At 40.2% G+C, this 16191-nt stretch carries 15 protein-coding genes; 1 reads left to right on the top strand and 14 read right to left on the bottom strand.

Annotation, left to right across the window (positions count from 1 at the left end; translation table 11 throughout):
* Nucleotides 1–271: 271 nt before the first annotated feature.
* The 14 genes from VOI46_RS18655 to VOI46_RS18590 form a co-directional block, all read right to left on the bottom strand.
* Entirely contained in the window at nucleotides 272–1600 is a 1329-nt protein-coding gene (locus VOI46_RS18655) for a CDC27 family protein (RefSeq protein WP_282337419.1), read from the bottom strand.
* Between the two features lie 33 nt (nucleotides 1601–1633).
* Nucleotides 1634–2239 carry an energy transducer TonB gene (locus tag VOI46_RS18650; protein WP_029772986.1) on the bottom strand — a complete coding sequence of 202 codons (606 nt, stop codon included), beginning with the start codon at nucleotides 2237–2239 and terminating at the stop codon, nucleotides 1634–1636.
* Nucleotides 2240–2251: 12 nt separating this feature from the next.
* Nucleotides 2252–2665 (bottom strand): biopolymer transporter ExbD, encoded by a 414-nt coding sequence (locus tag VOI46_RS18645; protein WP_004586342.1) that lies wholly within the window; start codon nucleotides 2663–2665, stop codon nucleotides 2252–2254.
* A gap of 51 nt (nucleotides 2666–2716) precedes the next feature.
* Nucleotides 2717–3244 (bottom strand): MotA/TolQ/ExbB proton channel family protein, encoded by a 528-nt coding sequence (locus VOI46_RS18640; RefSeq protein ID WP_031289407.1) that lies wholly within the window; start codon nucleotides 3242–3244, stop codon nucleotides 2717–2719.
* Nucleotides 3245–3247: 3 nt separating this feature from the next.
* On the bottom strand, nucleotides 3248–4615 hold the full coding sequence (locus tag VOI46_RS18635) for a MotA/TolQ/ExbB proton channel family protein (RefSeq protein WP_064387264.1): 1368 nt from the start codon (nucleotides 4613–4615) through the stop codon (nucleotides 3248–3250).
* Nucleotides 4616–4625: 10 nt separating this feature from the next.
* Nucleotides 4626–5378 carry a DUF3450 domain-containing protein gene (locus VOI46_RS18630; RefSeq protein ID WP_004586345.1) on the bottom strand — a complete coding sequence of 251 codons (753 nt, stop codon included), beginning with the start codon at nucleotides 5376–5378 and terminating at the stop codon, nucleotides 4626–4628.
* Between the two features lie 232 nt (nucleotides 5379–5610).
* Nucleotides 5611–6225 (bottom strand): DsbA family protein, encoded by a 615-nt coding sequence (locus VOI46_RS18625; RefSeq protein ID WP_054981957.1) that lies wholly within the window; start codon nucleotides 6223–6225, stop codon nucleotides 5611–5613.
* The gene (locus tag VOI46_RS18620) at nucleotides 6222–7262 is read right to left on the bottom strand and encodes a GGDEF domain-containing protein (protein WP_324738365.1); all 1041 of its coding nucleotides are present in this window, start codon (nucleotides 7260–7262) and stop codon (nucleotides 6222–6224) included. Before VOI46_RS18620 ends, VOI46_RS18625 begins: the two co-directional genes overlap by 4 nt.
* Before the next feature lie 59 nt (nucleotides 7263–7321).
* Nucleotides 7322–9211 carry a methyl-accepting chemotaxis protein gene (locus VOI46_RS18615; RefSeq protein ID WP_324738364.1) on the bottom strand — a complete coding sequence of 630 codons (1890 nt, stop codon included), beginning with the start codon at nucleotides 9209–9211 and terminating at the stop codon, nucleotides 7322–7324.
* A 245-nt stretch (nucleotides 9212–9456) separates the two neighbouring features.
* Complete coding sequence (locus VOI46_RS18610; protein WP_324738363.1) at nucleotides 9457–10710, bottom strand: sugar MFS transporter; 1254 nt, start codon at nucleotides 10708–10710, stop codon at nucleotides 9457–9459.
* A gap of 84 nt (nucleotides 10711–10794) precedes the next feature.
* The gene (locus VOI46_RS18605; RefSeq protein WP_273603512.1) at nucleotides 10795–11682 is read right to left on the bottom strand and encodes a transporter substrate-binding domain-containing protein; all 888 of its coding nucleotides are present in this window, start codon (nucleotides 11680–11682) and stop codon (nucleotides 10795–10797) included.
* Between the two features lie 90 nt (nucleotides 11683–11772).
* The gene (locus VOI46_RS18600) at nucleotides 11773–12285 is read right to left on the bottom strand and encodes an RNA methyltransferase (RefSeq protein ID WP_154945688.1); all 513 of its coding nucleotides are present in this window, start codon (nucleotides 12283–12285) and stop codon (nucleotides 11773–11775) included.
* Nucleotides 12285–12797 (bottom strand): YcgN family cysteine cluster protein, encoded by a 513-nt coding sequence (locus VOI46_RS18595; RefSeq protein WP_024031710.1) that lies wholly within the window; start codon nucleotides 12795–12797, stop codon nucleotides 12285–12287. Before VOI46_RS18595 ends, VOI46_RS18600 begins: the two co-directional genes overlap by 1 nt.
* 95 nt (nucleotides 12798–12892) lie before the next feature.
* Nucleotides 12893–14734: a DUF885 domain-containing protein gene (locus VOI46_RS18590; protein ID WP_282337411.1), complete on the bottom strand. Its 1842-nt coding sequence runs from the start codon at nucleotides 14732–14734 to the stop codon at nucleotides 12893–12895.
* 152 nt (nucleotides 14735–14886) lie between these two features.
* Here VOI46_RS18590 and VOI46_RS18585 point away from each other — a divergent pair, with 152 nt between their 5' ends.
* Nucleotides 14887–16158: an amidohydrolase family protein gene (locus tag VOI46_RS18585; RefSeq protein WP_282337410.1), complete on the top strand. Its 1272-nt coding sequence runs from the start codon at nucleotides 14887–14889 to the stop codon at nucleotides 16156–16158.
* Nucleotides 16159–16191: the final 33 nt, after the last annotated feature.

Below are 16191 nucleotides of genomic sequence, written 5' to 3'. Positions count from 1 at the left end.
ATTTTTTAGGTGCTTAAATAAACTCAAGTCACCTTAAAACACTTAAACAATGCTTTAAGGTCACTTGAGTTTAGCTGCGGTAACAATACGGGAGACTTATGACAAAGTAGTTACAGTTTGATAACCATAAGATGACAATGATAACTTATTAAAAATCAAATAATTGGCTACTTAAAGCGACGAAAAAAACCGCCCTAAGGCGGTTTTGGTGTTGCGATTATGAAATAGTTTTAAGCGCGTTACTTTTTAAATTAGTAAAGCGCTTCAAAATTTATAATAAAGCTGTTTTGAGTGTTTCTGCATGCACTTTTTCACGCTTTACATATTTGATCCACTGCTGCGCTAAACGCTGAGATTTTTTATGTTTTTCTGCCTGCTCAAAAGCTAAAATTGACGCATCAAAATTTTGCATGTTGTACTGAGCCATACCTAAGGCAACAAATGCATTTGATTCAAAATCAAGGCCACCTTTATCAAGTGCTTTACGCGCAGCATCGGCAGCTTCTTCATATTGCTCTGTGTTAACGTAAACCTCAGCTAAACGTTGTTCGTATTTACCGTGCTCTGATAAATCAGCCGCTTTTACAAAGTAGGTAATAGATTTTTCATCTTCTTTAGCTTGAATCATTGCCTCGGCTACAAAAGCGTAGTTTTTTGCTGTTTTTTCAGCAATACCTTTATCAATAGCTTCACTCATAACGACTGCAGCTTTAAACGCCAAGCCATTGTATAAATAAACTTGAGCAAGCTGGCGTAAATCAGACTTAGAAGTTAAAAAACCTTGTTGATAAGCTGATTCAATCACTGCTAACTGTTGTTTTTCTTTGCCCGTTTCGCCATACATTCCAGAGAGCTGAACCCAATATTCAGGCTTATTGTATAGCTTTACCATACGCTCAAGTACATCAACCACTTTATCTGTTTGATTAAGTGAGTAATACATTGCACGTTGTAACACCAGCCAGTTTTCTTTAGGGGTTTTACCCTCACTGTCACTTAGTGAAATAACTTGAGTAATATACTCAAGTCCTTTTTGGTAATCCTTTAACTGATAATACGTTTGTGCTCTTAATAAATAGTAACCTTCTGTTTTAGGTTTAGTATTTATTGCATCCCATTTATCTAAAAACGCGATAACTTTTTTATACTCGCCGTTGGCCATTGCCAATTGCGCCAAGCTAAATGTAGTACTTAAACGAAGTGATTCAGGAATGGCTTCTTCTGCTACCACTTTTTCAAACGAGGCAATCGCTTTTGGTAAGTCGTTTTCGTTGTAATAAATAAAGCCGTAAAAATTATGCATCATTGCAATTTCGTACGAGTTCATACTTGAAGCTCGCTCTTGAATGCTATTAAGTGCTTCAAGTCCACCCTTAACATCGCCATCGTCAGCGAGCTTTTGCGCACGAGCAAGCTGGCTATAAACCTTTTCGCGCAGTGCAGGTACACGCTTTGTTTTTTGTTCTTGCTCTGCATGGGCAGTTGCTACGTTTAGCCCCGGCACAAAGCTTAGCGTACTTGGCACAACAATACTTGCACCGATCGCGGCAGTGCAAAATAATGCCAGTTTTAAATTTTTAGCTGTAGGTAGTAATTTCATAATCGCCTCGCTATTTCATCCAATTAAGATAAGTTAACCATTAATTTGGAAAGATATTTTGTTTTGAACACCCGCTACTTCAACGGCTTCACCATTTACTACGCGCGGTTTATATTTAAATTTAAGTGCGGCATCCATCGCTGCTCTATCAAACAGTGACTCAGGGACCGCTTTTACTACTTGCGGGTCACGTACAGTACCTTGCTTAGTTACTGTAAATTCAACAATTACATAGCCTTCAATACCACGCGACAAAGCACGACGCGGATACACTGGAGCTACTTTTACAATAGGTAAGTATTCACCATCACTTGTTTCAAGCGCTAAGCCACCCGCTAGGTCAACGTCGCTGCCTACATCCGCACCAAAATCAAAATTATTACTGGCCGCGTTTGCATCATTATTTTGCATTTGCGGCGACTCCATAGGCGGTGGTGGCTCTTTTGGTGTAGGTGGCTTTTGCGGTTTACGCTCTTTCTTTTGTACCGTTTCTTCTTTTTTCAAACGTACAAAGTCTAAAACGTTTCCTTTTACTGGCTCCGACATGGCACCTTCACCACCGGTGATCAGTGCCTGCATGCCTAAAAACAGCATAAAGGTCACTACACCCGCTACTATTAATGCTACTAAATATCGCAACATGGCTAACCCTTAAGACGCATCTTGTGCAGCAATCGAAACATCAAACGCACCTGCAGCACGCGACGCATCCATTACTTTGATTAACATATCAGTGGTGGCTTTTTTATCAGCTTGAATAACCACGCTCCCTTGTGGGTTTTCTGCTTTTAAGCGTTCGATATTGGCTTGCACTGCACGTACATCGATTTGACGTTTATTAATCCAAATCTCGCCTGTATCAGAAATAGCCACTAAAATATTAGCGCGTTCTTTTTTAACCGCTGTTGCGGCTTCTGGGCGGTTTACATCAATACCGGCTTCTTTAACAAACGAGGCGGTAACGATGAAGAAAATAAGCATGATAAATACAACGTCTAACATTGGGGTCATGTTAATTTCTTCAGCTTCGTCTTCTTGTAATAGGTTTCCTAACGGGGCTCTCATTTTTATTCTCCTAGGATGAGCGACTCTATAAGCCGCTTATCAAAATGTTACTTAATGGTCTAAAACCATGCTGTCTTCAAGTAGTTCAACTTCGCGCTTGGCTCTGCGCTGTAAAAACGTAGAGGCAAATACACCCGAAAGTGCGCCAACCATACCTGCCATGGTTGGAATAGTTGCTTTAGAAACACCTGATGCCATAGAGCGCGCACTACCCGTACCGGTAATTGCCATTACATCAAATACTTCAATCATTCCCGTTACTGTGCCTAACAGGCCAAGTAGCGGACACAATGCAACCATTACATTTATCAGTGCTAAGTTAGTGTCTAAACGCATTGAAGCACGTGAAATCATCGCCTGGCGTATTTGCTCAGCATTCCAGCTATTGCGCTCTGCACGGCTTTTCCACTGCGCTTTTACGTTTTGTTTGTAACTACGAAAACCTTTGAAAAAATAAATAAATCGCTCGAGTATCAATAACCACATCGCGAAGATTAACACCCCGATGACCAAGAGGACTTGGCCACCAGTGTCGAGAAAATCACGGATAGCATTGATTGAGTCAATCAATAGCACCATGGTTTATGCTCCCTTCTCGCTTCGCTGTGCGATAATACCTGCGCTTTGCTCTTGAATAGTAAGCAAAATGTTTTTAGCGCGTGTATTAAGTAGGGTGTATAAAAATACCGTAGGAATTGCCACAACTAAGCCTAGCACCGTTGTTACCAATGCTTGCGAAATACCACCAGCCATTAGTTTAGGGTCACCTGTACCAAATAATGTGATTGCTTGGAAGGTGTTGATCATACCGGTTACTGTACCTAGTAAACCTAGCAGTGGCGCCACCACCGAGATGATTTTAATAAGCGTTAAATTACGCGTTACTTTTGGCATTTCACGTAAAATAGCTTCGCTTAATTTAAGCTCTAATGTGTCGTGGGCAACATCAGGGAATTGATCTTTAACTTTCATTACGCGGCCAAGTGGGTTGTCATCGCGTGCTACATCATCTTTAAGTTGACGACGAATTTTACCGCCCATAATCAGTAATGAGAAAAAACGTTCAAGTGAGATAAGTAAAGCAATAACACCTACACCTAAAATAACGTAACCCACTGTGCCACCTTGGTGTACACGCTCTTCGGTATCTGGTGCTTGCACTAATAAACCTAAAATTGAGCCACCCGTTGGGTCAAGTGCAAACTGCACAACACCATTTTTTGCATTTTGTAACTCCTCAGCAGTTGCAGTAAAACGTGCTACAGGCTGGCGATTTAACTCGCTTAAGGTATTTGTTACTGGGTTAAATTCTAGGTATTTACCGTTAGAGATTAAGTTAAAAGCACCTACACGTACCACTTCTTGCTGTGCTTTTTCACCACCTTGTACAATTACATCGGTAGTAAAGCGGCTTACTTTACCTTGCTCTGTCATTTCGCGTTGTAGCTCAAACCATACTTTTTCAATATCTTCGATAGAGGCAAGCTTTGAAGTAGAGCCCATTTTTTGTGCTAGCTCATCCATAAATGTGCTACGACCCGCAATTTCAGCTGATACCACAGAGGTAGCAAACTTATTGCTAGAATCACCTGCAACTTGCTGAAGCACACCAAATAGCTCTTTTAGAGAACCCATTCGTTTAGACAGTGTATCTGTTAAGTTAGCAAGTTTAATTTCGTTTTCTTCAAACTGTGTTTCTAAGCGCTCAGACTCAGCAAGCATTTGATTACGTTTTGCTTGTGTGTTGTTAAGCATTTGCACTTGTTCGTTTTGGCGCGCCATAAATTCTTGTTCGCGTTGCTTGTTTTGCGCGCTTTGAGCCGATTTGCCTTCTTCAAGTGTTTTTAATAGTGAGTCTAAGTCCATAGGCTCAGCTGCCACACTTGCGCCTGCAAAGCTTAGGCTTGCAGCAAAAAGGGCCATTTTTGTCATTTGAGTAAACAGTTTCATCTTCAACCTCTTATTCTGCTGCGTGTACTGGCAGAGTTAACATATCTGGGGCAAGTTGCTTACGTGCGATACGTAAACCTTTGTTGATTTGGCTAATTGTTGAGTCTGGTAAAGTAACAAACGATTTTGTTTCTTCATCCCAGCTACCAGCTTGCTTACCATCACGTGTTAAATAAATAAGCTCTAAGCGGCCAATGCGTAAAAAGTCTACTTCACGCTCTTTACCGTCTACCGTTAGCAGTGAGGTGTAGGCTTCAATAGTGCGTCCGTAATCAACTTCTACTTGGTATGCTTCTAATACGCGGCGGAATTTTTCGCTTGAGTTAATATCTGCACGGTCCATCATGGCGTTTAGAGAGCTAATACGCTTAGTGCGCTCTTCTTGCAAAAATGGCACATCAAGTGCTACAAATTGCTCAAGCCCTTCAATCATGCGCAGCATTAGTGGTGTGATCTGACGCTCAATAATAGAGACCTGATCCATTGAAAGGTTAAGTGACTCCATTTCTTCAATTTGGTTATTTAACTGTTTAGTTAATTGCGCGTTATAAACAGTTAAACCATCAATTTCTTTATTAAGGGTTTTAAACTGTTGAAGACGTCCTTGCATTGAATCAGCAATCTTGTCTATTTTTGTTTGTGATTGCGCAGCTGATTTATTTATTTCACTGCTTTTATCGATAACCTTTTCTAAATCATTGGCATGTACTGCAGCACTTGCTGCTACAATACCAGCTAAGATCAATGGTTTAACGCCTTTCATCGCATACACCTTTACTCGTTAATTAGCGGATTTGCTAGTTTGTTGTTTTAGCCTAAACTGACTTGTTTTAGGCTAAAGATTTTCAATGAATGAAATTGTATAGATGAATAATGACAGGCATGTTGCGCAAAAAAGTCTATTTTGTTACAGCTGTAACATTTGCGTCTTATATCGGAGTGTTTATATGCAAAGCGTGTATTAAAGCAGCAAATACACGCATTTTGGCTAGTTGTTAAGCTAATAAAGCGTTAATTGTGTTTAGTGTTTGCTGGTGATCGGTGTAATTTATTTTAATTGCAATGGCTTTATTATCAGTTATTAATACTAACGAAGGAAAGCCTTGTATTGGCAAACTTGCACTAAATGCTAACTCCTCGTGTAATTTTTGATTCAAAGCCTCTGAGCAAAGTTCCTCGCTAAACTGTTGTTTATCTAGCCCTATTTTTTCAGCTAAGGTAATTAGAGTACTTTCATCAGATGGGTTTTGGGCATGTAGATAATATGCATGTTGAATTGCCTCTATCATTTGTGGCTCTTTATTATGCGCTCTGGCAATAATCGCCGCTCTGCAGGCTGGGTAAGTAGAGCGCCTTGGCTGACAAACCTGCCAAAAATCAAAATTAAACTGTGTGCCCAACATCGCACTAATTTTATGCCACGTGCTTTGGAGCATAGCGCGCATATTTTCTGGCATGGGTTCTTGGCTATCTGGAGCAAGCCCCCCTACTTTGTATTCTATAGTCAGCTGCGAAGCTAATGCGGCTTTTAGTTTTAACCACGTCGGTTTATATCCCCAGCACCAACTGCACATAGGGTCGTGTACATATATAAGTTTAGTTTGAGTCATAGTGTTCCTGTGTGATTTGATACAACTTTGTTACGCCCTTGCTCTTTAGCTAGGTACAGGTATTCATCTGCTTGTTTCAGTGCACGGCTGTAATGATCCACATTATCAACCTGTGCCACCCCAATACTACAGGTAATAAATACCCGTTTATTATCGCTGGTTAAAATAGCTTGTTTTGCGACACATTGTCTAAAATCATCGGCTAATTTTGTAGCCACTGGGGCTGTTTCTTTAGGTAAAATCACCACAAACTCTTCGCCTCCATAACGGGCTTTAACTGCGGAGTTTGGAAATTGTGAATCAAGTAATTTGGTAAATTCTATCAACACTGTATCGCCAAAGTCATGACCATAGGTATCGTTTAGTCGTTTAAAATAATCTAAATCAAGTAATAAAATAGAAAACGGCAGGTAGTTTTCGGGCGTTTTAGCAGCTAATTTTAAAAAGTGAGCGGTGATGAAACGCCTGTTCGCGCCACCCGTTAACTGATCTGTATAGGCATCTTGCGTTTGCGCAAGGGTTATATCAGCAATTGCAAGGTGACTTTTATGCCTGAAATATTCACCTATAAACGAAAAAATAAACACCAGTGTAAAAGAGGCTAAAAAACGAGACTTTTCAATACCGCCATAGTTAACTTGGCCAAAATCAGGCCCGTATAAAATAACACTGCAGCACAATAATAAGCCTAAGCCAAGCCTGCAGCCATGCTTTACACCTAAAGAGGCAAAACACACTACAGGGTAAAACATTAGCCAATAAAGCGCGGTATTTTCTTTTCCGCCTGTATACGTAAGGGCCACACACATAATAAACACTATACACATACTTATAAGTGCAACCATTTCCAGCTTGGCTGTTTTTATAAAATAAAAAGTGCCGCTAATAAGCGTAATATTTACCGCTATTAACGACGTGGTAAGAATAGGCGAATACACCGTGTAGTTAAACACCACCAACATAGAGATAACAATAATAGCAATGGCTATCATGGTGAATAGTGAAAATGCTTGGCGCTGTTTATCCGAGCTATACACCTTATCTATGTTAATAAGGCTTAACCAACTTTGTCCTGTAACCGATTTTTTGGCATATTTTAAACTCTAAACTTTTGAACCATTTGCTCTAAATCACTAAATTGTTGTTTAAGTTTAGTACATTCATTGAGGGTGTTTTTTAAATTTTCTTGGCTTTGTACCGATAACTCACTCATGCTTGTAATGTCTGCGTCGAGCACTTTAACAAGGTCGTTTTGCTCAACAGTGGCATTGGCAACACTATGATTAGCACTGCTAATTTGTTTTATTGACTCTATTATTTGGCCCATTAACACGCTCACACCTTCAGCGTGCTCTACGCTTTTTTCACTGTCTTGAATGCTTGTTTTCATCAGCTCTACCGCTTGGTTTGAGCCTCTTTGTAGTTGCCCTACGGTATCTTCAATCTCTTGGGTAGATTGCTGAGTACGATGAGCTAACTGGCGTACCTCATCAGCAACAACAGCAAAACCGCGCCCAGCTTCGCCTGCTCTTGCAGCTTCAATTGCCGCATTTAATGCAAGTAAGTTGGTTTGCTCGCTCACACCTTTTATCACCTCAAGCACTTGCCCAATACTAATTGTATGCGCGTTAAGGCTATTAATAGTGTGTTGCGCTTGTTCCATATTGGCTGATAACTGATGAATACTATTAACGCTGTGCAATAAGGTTTGCTGGTTTTGTGTTGAATGCTCATCTGCATTTTTAGCTATTACAGAAGCGTCACTGGCGTTATTAGCAATAGCCATAGCCGATTGCGAAAAATTATTAACCGCCATGGCCACACTATCAGTACGTTTTGTTTGGTCATGGTGCATGGCTAATGAAGAATGTGTTTGCGACACCACGCTGGCTATTACGCTATCGAGTTGTTCAGTCGTTAATTTAACGTGTTCAATAGAGTGCTGAATTTTTTCAATAAAAATGTTAAACGAGTGACTAATTTGGCCAAATTCATCATTGTTTTCAACCTTTAAACGTTTGGTTAAATCGCCTTCGCCTTTTGCAATATCTTCTAGTGCATCATTTAGGCGCGCCATAGGTTGCATTAAGTAACGCAGTAAAAATTGCATAAACACAATAATGGCCACAATTCCCACTAACATATAAATAAGCGCGTTAATACCAAAACGAGACACCTCTGCATAGGCTTGGTTTTTATTAATAACGACACCTAAATACCAGTCAACATTGTCTATGCCACGTATTTTAGTAAACGATATCAACTGCGGCTCACCCGCCATATCATATTGTGTAAATTCGCTATTAAGCACGGTAGGTTGGCCAAATAATTCGGCGGTGTTTTTTAAATTAAGTTCGCTATTAGGATGGCTCAGCACTTGGCCATTTTTATCTACTAAAAAAGCATACCCTAACCCTAAAAAATCAATATCGTTAATTATTTCAGTCACTGCGTGCATGTCTATATCTGCACCCGCTACACCACTAAAGCGGCCATTGCTTTGAATGGGCACAACGGCAGATATAGTCAGCTCGTTGGTGGTTACATCAATATACGGGGTGGTAAATGCGGTATAGCTTTTATTTTCAACTAACTTATACCAAGGGCGCGAGGTGGCATCAAAATCAGAGGGCAATACAATGCTTTGATCGTTAAGTATAAATAAACCACTTGGTTTACCTATATACGTATTTTTAAAGCCACCAGCGTATTTAGCAGTATTAAGCTGGGCAAGGGTTAACTGTTTTGGATCACTATTTTTGTGAGTTTGCGCAATCGATTTTACTATGGTGAGTTTGGCGTTAAGCCAGCTTGCAATGTTTTGTGAGGTAGATTCTGAATTTTGCTTAAGGACTAAATCGAGCTGCTGTTGCGTTTGGTTTCGCATGGCGATGTAATTATTTATAGCAAATAAACCCAGTACAATAACCAGTACCATAGATGCTGCAATAGTCACTTTTGAGGTGAATTTAAGTGAGTTAAGCATGACTGCCCTTTTTATTTTTTGTTATTAATTATATTTTTAGCAAAAATTTAAAGGTATGTCGTCGTTAATGAGGTAGATAAGCAGGTTATGTACTTAAAATAAGAATAAAGAACCAGCTCTGTTCGGTATATAGTTGTAACGACTCTATTTTTTTAAAAAACAAACCATTGTTTGGAACGTTCCTATAAAATGGTAATAAAAAAGCGACTGAATACGTATTCAGTCGCTCTTTCATCGGGGAGTATTTACCACTTTTTAGCTAAACGAACCACGTTTAAGCCATACCAAGCAATAAATACATAACATATTAGCGGAACAAAAAAGCTTTGCTGAATATTAACAACATCAGCAATGTAACCTTGTAATAACGGCACTAAGGCACCCCCTACTATTGCCAAACACAACCAACCAGAACCTTTACTAGTTAATGAGCCTAAGCGCTCTATCGCTACAGAAAATATAGTCGGGAACATAATTGAGTTAAATAAACCAATGGCCAGTACTGTGTACAGGGCTACATTGCCTTGCGTAAATATAGTCACAAGTAATAAGGCAATTACCATGCAGGCATTAAATGCCAATGCTTTAGATGGCGCTATTTTTTGTAGCGCAGCAGAGCCAATAAAGCGCCCAACCATTGCTCCGCCCCAATAGTAGCTGATCAGTGCAGCAGCAGCGTGCTCTTCCAGCCCAGCTATATGTGCTTCGCCAAAAAAGTTAACTAAAAAACTACCTATAGCCACTTCACCACCGACATAACAAAATATAGCAAATACGCCCATTGTTAAATGAGGTGCCTGTGTTAGTGAACGAGTTTCATTAACCGGGTTATTTTCTTCTTTATGGCCTTCTATTTCAGGAAGTTTAATAAAGGCAAATACGATAGCAATAATAAGTAAGGCCGCTGCTAACATTAAATAAGGTACTTTTACAGATTCAGCAGAAGCAGCGCTTGCCGCTAATGTACCTGCGGTACCAAAAAACAGGATACCTCCAACATACGGGCCTACTGTTGTCCCTAAGGCATTAAGTGCTTGCGCTAAATTTAGCCTAGATGAGGCGGTTTTTTCTGGCCCTAAAGCAGCAACATACGGGTTCGCAGAAACCTGCAAAACAGTTACACCAGCAGCCAGTACAAATAAAGCACCTAAAAACAACCAGTATTCATGCACCACTACCGCAGGGTAGAACAACATACAGCCAATTGAGGCAACTACTAGGCCGGTTAGTATGCCTTTTTTATAACCTAATTGTTTAACCAAAATTCCAGCTGGAATAGAGACAATAAAATAGGCGCCAAAAAAGCAAAACTGTACGAGCATTGCTTCAAAGTAAGTTAGGTCAAAAACGCCTTTCAGACGAGGGATTAGTACGTCGTTTAAAACGGTAATAAAACCCCATAAAAAAAACAGTGTGGTCATTGCAGTCAGCGGTAACAGGTAATTTTTATTTTGTTGCTCTTTGACCGCAAATGATTGATTGGTATTTATTTCACTCACGTCATTTTCACTCCATTAACAAGTTGAAAATGATTTTACACGTTTGCGACACATTATAAGTACAAAATAATTGGAACGTTACAATTAATCACATTCATTTAATAAAGCCTGTTTCATCCTTTGGGTTTCGCCGCTATTTTTAAATTTATATAAAGCAGTATTAATATCTTCTAATACAGTGAGCCAGTTTGGTGTTTTTTTACTAATCGCAAAATATAAAGGGTTATATTGAATTGCCTTGCTTTCTGGTTCAATAGCACTAAGTAGGGTCTGTTTTTCGCTATCGGGTAAAGCTGCATATTTTACCGAGTAAAGTAACACAGCGGGGTCGCCTATAATTAAATCTACACGCTTTGCCGCAAGTAACTTTACCAGCTGTAAATCATCAACGGCATTAATGATGATAAATTCGTTGTTATCCATCATGGCATCAAACTCAGGGGTATTTTGATACCCTCTTACAACACCAATACGCGAGCCTTTAAGCGACTTTAAATTGCCATTAAACCTGTCGGGCTCGCCTTTGCGTTTTAAAAAACCTATGTTACCGCCTTCAAACGAATTAGAAAGCCCTAAAAGCTTACGGCGTGTTTTACCTTCTATGTAATCAGATGGCGCGGTGTCTTCAATATAATACTCTGGCATTAACACATCGGCTTTACCTAGCTCCACAGAACGAACAGCTCTCGCCCAAGGAACAAACTCTATATAAGCACTATAACCAGCGCTATGTAGAATCGCCGTACTAAATTGATATACCCAGCCTTTGTTACACAGCTTATTACCTATGTAAGGCGGCCAGTCTAATGTAACCACATGAATTGTTTGATTGCTGTTTGGCGTGCTAAATAGGTAACCCGATTTATAGCGCTCACCTATTACAGTGTGACGAGTATCATCTTGCATGTAGGTCACAGGAACCTCAGCAAAACAATAAGATGAAAAGAGTATGAGGATTAAAAATAAACGCATAATTAAATTTCATTTACAATATGTTCGTAAAGTGTAGAACTTAGTACATAAAGTAAAAGAAATTTTAATTAAAATTACAGCAGTGGGTGCTTAAGCTTTTACCCACTTCATTTTATTATTGGTATCGCGAGAATTAATAATAGTTGAGTCGCTGCTCTCTACCCCACCAAGTTTGGCTAAACGGTCGTAAAGTACCACATTGCAGGTGGCCGCAAGGTTCATACAACCAATTGTAGGCACGTAAACCACTTCATCGCACCATTTTAAAATCTCTTTTGGTACTGAGCCGTCTTCTGGCCCAAATACATAAAATGCGTTTTCAGGGTGTTTAAAATCAGGTAACGCCGTGGCGCCTTCAATCAGCTCAATAACCACAACCTTTGCGCCTTCAGGTTTTACACTGAGTAAGTTATCAGTGCCAGTAAGTGCAATACGTTCAACAACATTTTTAGTATCGGTATGAAACTTTTTAGCATTTAAGTAGCGACTACCGGTAAAAAATACTTGTTTAGCGTCATAGCAACCCGCGGCACGTAAAACGCCGCCAACATTTGTCGGGCTTTTTGGGTTAATTAAACCTATTACAGCCTTAAACTCGCTCATTAATCGCAATCCTTTGTTGGCCACTCAGCAATGTATAAATCAAAGTCATCGAGCTTTACGTCACAGTCTTTTACGGTTTTATCTTTAACAGAAATACCAAGCGCATGCATTTGGGTTTTGTCACCCTGATTTAATAGCGGATGCCAAGAGGCTAAACCTCGCCCCTCGTGGAGACGGCGATAACTACAGCTTTGCGGCATAAAAAAGATATCTTTAAGGTTGGCTTTGGTCAGTTTAACGCAAGAAGGGACAAGCGTTTGGCGGTTTTCGTATTCGCTACAACCACAGGTATTGTTATCAAGGTATTGGCAAACAATGTTGGTGAAAATAAGCTCTTCGCCTTCACGTAGTTGATCGGTGGCGGTAAATTCGTCTTCATCTTCACTGTCAATAAAGGTATTTAAACAGCATTTTCCGCAACCATCACAAATCGCTTCCCATTCGTTTTGGTTCATATCGGCTAAGCTTTTTTTAAGCCAAAACTGTGTATTTGCTAACTCTTGATCAAACATAATTTACTCGCGCCCCTAAAGAGCGCGCATTCTAACGTATTGCTACAGCGTGCGCAAAGCCCGTGCCTTTATTTGTACGGGCTTTGTGCATTTTGCTATTTACTGGCAGCAACCCAACGTTTAATTTTTTCCTCTAAAATAGGCATAGGCAAGGCACCATCAATCAATATTTGCGTATGAAACGCTTTAATATCAAACTTATCAGCTAACTCTTTTTTAGAGTAGTCACGTAATTGTTGAATTTTAAATTGCCCCAATTTGTACGACAGTGCTTGGCCAGGCCATGCAATATAACGCTCAACTTCTGCTATCACATCGCTTTTAGCCATTGACGAATTTGCCAGCATGTAATCGATACCTTGCTGTCGAGTCCAGCCTTTTGCATGAAAGCCTGTATCAAGCACTAAGCGCATTGCTCTAAGTTGCTCATCGGCCAAACGCCCGTACCACATATAAGGGTTTGTAAATAAGCCCAGCTCTTTTCCTAAGCTTTCTGCGTACAACGCCCAGCCCTCTGCAAATACCGTGTAGCCACCAAATTTTCTAAAATCTGGTAGGCCATCTATTTCTTGCTGTAAAGCAATTTGAAAGTGATGGCCTGGCGCGGCTTCGTGTATAGAGAGTGTTTCTAATAAAAATTTTGGCTGCGCTTTTAGGTTATAAGTATTGATGTAAAAAATACCTGGGCGAGAGCCATCAGGTGCCGGCGCTGCATAAGATGCACCCGCTGCAGATTGGGCTCGGTAAGGTTCAACCGCTTTTACAACATAAGGGGCTTTAGGCGCAACATCGAACAGTAAAGGGACGCGCGCATCTATTTTTTGTTTTATATCTTCATACGCTGCAATTAATGCCTCTGGCGTATCGTAATAAAATTGGTCCGAATCACGTAAGTGCTGAAAAAATTCATCTAAGGTGCCGTTAAAACCTACCTCGTGTTTTACTTTTTTCATCTGACTTAAAATACGCGAAACTTCACTTAAACCAATCTCATGTATTTCATCTGCAGAAAGGCTCAACGTGGTATTTTTTTTAATTTGATATTCATACCAAGCTTTACCATTAGGCAAGTCGCTATAGCCTACCGTTTCTCGGCTTTGAGGAATGTATTGATTGGCTAAAAAGTCGCTCATACTTTTATATGCAGGCACTAATTGCTGCATAATAAGTGCTTTATATTGCGCCGTTATTTGCTGCTTTTGCTGTGCGGTAAATGAGGCTGGTAAGTTTTTAATTGGCCCCCAAAATAACGAATCCTCAGCATTTTTAACTACATGCGCGGCAAATTGTGGCTGAAGCTTTTTAGCTAATGGTTTTGGTAAGGTAATGCCCGCTTTGATCCCCTTCGCCATCGCGCGCTCTACACTGCTGAGCCAGGAAATAAAGCCTTCGCTTCGTTTTATAAAATTATTGTAATCTTCTGCGGTATTAAATGGCTGCGCACTTTGCCCCGAGCCAAAACCTGCAAAGGTATTATGCGCTCCCGCCATTTGGTTAATAGGCAGCATATAGCTTGGAAATTGCATTCCCTCTAAATTAAGTGCTAGGTCTCTTTGTAATATTTCATAGCTGAGTAACGCTTGCCCTGTTAACTGCGACTTATCAATAAGTGTTAAACGTTGTTGATACTTTTTGTAAAACGCGGCTTTTTTTGCCCTATTTTTTTGGGTAATAGCGGGGGTAAACTTATCATTAAATTCACTGCGACCACTATAAGTTGCATTAATAGGTTTAAAGCTGAGTAACTCGTTGTAGTACTGTGCTACAAGTACATCTAATTGCTGCTCATAAGAGAGCTCTGAAACAATAGCTGCAGGTGCGCTTGACGTGTTTAGCTGTGCACTATTGCCAGTGTTATTACTGGTTTGTGTGTTCATACAGCCACTTAAAGCAAACATAACGCCACTGGCAACTAAGGCTAATTTAATTGATTTCATGGTAATCCTTTTTAGTATCGTCAGTCGATTATGCGCATTTAACCTGCGTTAATAAAGAAATTACGATAAGTGGCGATTAACCTATTATATTTACACTTTTATATTAGGTTGTTACATTTCAATTAATTAAAACGCCACCAGAAGAAAAAACAATGAATAAAAAGCTACTCAGCGCCTCCGTTGCACTTATGTGTTTAGGAAGCTTTAACGCGCAAGCCCTTACTTATATATCTGCTAAAGCCATGGTAGATGTACACACAGGCGAGGTTATTCAATCGCCGCTGATCACCATTGATAATGGGGTGATCACTAACGTCGCACAAAACAAAAAGCCGAGCATGACCAAAAACGATCAGCATATTGATTTACCCGAGCTCACTTTAATGCCGGGCCTTATGGATATGCATGTACATTTGACCAGCGACCCTACGGTATCTCGAAGTGAGCGTTTAAGTCAGTCGGTACCGCGCATGGCCATTAAAGCCGCGCACTTTGCTAAAAAAACATTGCTTGCTGGTTTTACTACCCTCAGAAATGTAGGAGCCGAGGGCTATAGCGTGATTGCAGTGCGTGATGGTATTAACGCCGGAGATATTGTAGGCCCGCGTATTTGGGCAGCTGGCCCTTCGCTTGGGATCACAGGCGGACATTGCGATAATAACCGTTTACCACCAGAGCTAAAATACACTTCAACAGGGGTAGCCGATGGTCCATGGGCTGCACGTGTAAAAGTACGAGAAAACATAAAGTATGGCGCTAATGCCATTAAGTTTTGCGCCACGGGGGGCGTTTTTTCTAAAGGTACAAAAGTGGGTGTACAGCAGTATTCATTTGAAGAAATGAAAGCAATTGTAGATGAAGCCCACATGCGTGATTTACCTGTAGCCGCTCACGCACATGGCACAAGTGGTATTAAAACAGCTATAAAAGCCGGCGTAGATAGTATTGAACATGCCAGCTTTTTAGATGATGAAGCCATCGCACTTGCTAAAAAACATGGCACGTGGTTATCAATGGACATTTATAATACAGAATACACACTGAGCTATGGTGAGCAAAATGGGGTAGATGAAGAAAACCTCAATAAAGAACGTCAAGTGTCTAAAAAGCAGCGCGACAGCTTTAACCGCGCAGTAAAAGCCGGTGTAAATATGGTATTTGGTACCGATGCTGCTATTTACCCTCATGGCGATAACGCCAAACAATTTAGCCGTATGGTTAAATTTGGCATGAGCGAACTACAAGCAATACAGGCTGCCACCATTAACAGTGCAAAGCTATTAAAAATGGATAATAAACTGGGTCAGCTAAAATCAGGGTTTGCAGCCGACATTATTGCCGTAAAAGGTAATCCACTTAAAAATATCTCTGTGCTTGAGCGCATTCCTTTTGTTATGAAAGCAGGCGTTGTTTATAAAAAATAGTCATTAATTAATGTATTATTTTACAAAAGCATG

Source organism: Pseudoalteromonas sp. CuT4-3 (genome assembly GCF_035666335.1).
GTDB classification, from domain to species: domain Bacteria; phylum Pseudomonadota; class Gammaproteobacteria; order Enterobacterales; family Alteromonadaceae; genus Pseudoalteromonas; species Pseudoalteromonas atlantica.
This window is presented reverse-complemented; position numbering and strand designations above follow the sequence as displayed.